This is a genomic window from Streptomyces sp. NPDC060027, from assembly GCF_042737005.1.
GTDB lineage: Bacteria > Actinomycetota > Actinomycetes > Streptomycetales > Streptomycetaceae > Streptomyces.
Genome location: NZ_JBHWVI010000432.1, coordinates 1 through 2,035 on the forward strand (window position 1 = coordinate 1; position 2,035 = coordinate 2,035).

2 protein-coding genes are annotated in these 2,035 nt (G+C 66.9%); both read right to left on the reverse strand.

The window, feature by feature from the left end; genetic code table 11:
* On the reverse strand, positions 1-1,122 hold a 1,122-nt coding region (locus ACFWBT_RS42725), incomplete at its 3' end, for a tetratricopeptide repeat protein (protein ID WP_385710166.1).
* Between the two features lie 5 nt (positions 1,123-1,127).
* The gene (locus ACFWBT_RS42730; protein ID WP_385710169.1) at positions 1,128-1,781 is read right to left on the reverse strand and encodes a hypothetical protein; all 654 of its coding nucleotides are present in this window, start codon (positions 1,779-1,781) and stop codon (positions 1,128-1,130) included.
* Between the last annotated feature and the right edge of the window lie 254 nt (positions 1,782-2,035).

Genomic DNA, 2,035 nt, shown 5'->3' on the forward strand with positions numbered 1-2,035 from the left:
CAGCGGCCGGTAGGGAATGGTCATGCTGCGGGCCCGTCGGCCCTGCAGGAACGGCCGGATCAGATCCTGGCGGCCGTTGTAGGTGTCGAAGCCCCAGGACAAGGGGGCGTCGACGTCGTGCACCACCAGGCCGCCGGAGTCCTCGTCGGCATTCGCGCCGTCCGGAGTGACCCAGAAGTTGACGTTGACGGCGGCGAAGTCCGCGTGCGTGGTGACGTCAGCAGGTACTCGGGGGCCGCACTTGAAGCCCCACATCTGGCGCAGCGGGTATCGGTCGCCGATGAGCCGAGGCAGGGCGTCTCGCAGTTCCTCGGCGATCTGCATGAGCAGAGGGCACATGAATCCGTCGTGCATGAGAGCGGCCAGCCGACCGTGGGCATAGCGGTTGCCGAACCACACCGTCGACTCCAGACAGAACTGATACAGCTCGCCCAGCGCCTCCTCGGTGAGAAAGTCGTCCACGTACACCACGCCGGGTGCGTTCGCCAGGTACTGCTCCTCGACGGTTACGGGATCCCAGCGACGGGACAGGGCTCGCGCCACGCGCGGTGTGTCCCGTACATGCAGCAGGCGGTTGTAGGTGTCGGAGATGCACCGGTTGGCATCGCAGTCCAGGGGCTCCCGAGCTTCGGGGCCTTTGGCCACCAGCCGGTCGCGTACGGCTTGGTAGGCGCCGATGACCCGGCTGTACTCCGTGCCCAGCACACCCAAGCTTTGGAGGTAGTGCATCTGGTCGATGTCGTGCTGCAGCTTGGGAACGCTCAGCGGGATGGCCGAGCGCCCGGCCGGATCAGAGGATGCGCCCCAGCGCAGTTGGGCAAAGAGCGAGGCGCACCCCTCGGCGAGCGGGAAGTCGCTGCGTTCCAAGGCCGCCCTGAGCACATCCGGCGCCCACGCCAAGCCCTCGGCACCCGTGCGCACTTCGTCACGCAACAACGGCAGCACCTCGTCCCAGCGCTCCGAGGCGACCAGCAAGAGCGCCAACTCGCGTCGGGTCGCCCTGTCTTTGGGATCGGCCTGGAGGGCGTCGCTGAGAACGCGCGCCGCCTCCACCGCACGCCCGGCACCGACAGCCGCCCTCGCGCGGGTGAGCACCGATCCGGCGTCCCACGGCGTGCCCACGCAGATCACCCGAGCCGGAAGGCGTCGCGCGCCTGGAGCTCAACTGCGTAGCGAGCCAGAGCATTGAGGGTCACTGCGGCGTACGGGGGCACGAACTCTGCGCTGAACGCCTGGTCGCCGTCCCCCTGGACGTGGACGTAGGTGGTCCAGGTGATGGACGTCACGAACGGGGTGCTGCCTCGGGCCTGGATGCCGACGTCCTCCTGGTCCGCCCCCGGCTCCCCGTCCGGCTTGCCGTCCCTGTCGGCGCAGATTGTCTGCGAGACATGGAGGTTGACGAAGTAGTGCAGCAGGTCATCAGTGAGCCCGTAGATTCCGGTTTCTGCCACAGACCCTTCCAGCAGGGTGGCCACGACGTCCTGGCCACCGTGGCTGACGGTCGCCTCGCAGAAGTCGGCGAGGAACTGGCCCCCAGTGGGCACCTCGTCCGTGTGACGGTGCACGTACTCCTGGAACCACTGCAGCAGCTTCGGGTTGGCGAACACCGAGTAGATGAGCCGGTCGGTAAGGGCGGCTTGCTCCTGCGAAACGGAGGGGCTCGCAAGGTAGTCCATCAGGATCTGGGACGGACCAGTGATGAACTGCTCTCGCAGGAGGAAGTCGGTCTCCATGGCCTGGAACAGTGCGTCGACACGACGCACGGTCGCAGCACGGGACATCACGGTGGATCGTTGTGTGCCCAATGTCTTCTCCTCCGGTCGCGTCGATCAGACAGGCCAGCAGGTGCTGAACCGCGAGACGGCTCCTAGCTAAGAGGGAAGGCGCTACGGGATGCCGTGCGGCACGCCGCAGCTCAAGGGGTGCGGTCTGAGTTCACACGTTTGGCTTGTGTGGGGTTGGCCTACGTCGTCCGCTGCTCCGGGTGCGGGCTCGGGGATCGGTTGAGCTACGTCGGATTGGTCAGGGGCTGCGT

What these genes read in the sequence shown, in the direction of transcription:
- ACFWBT_RS42730 (WP_385710169.1), bottom strand. Translation starts at nt 1,781, where the DNA reads ATGTCCCGTGCTGCGACCGTGCGTCGTGTCGACGCACTGTTCCAGGCC.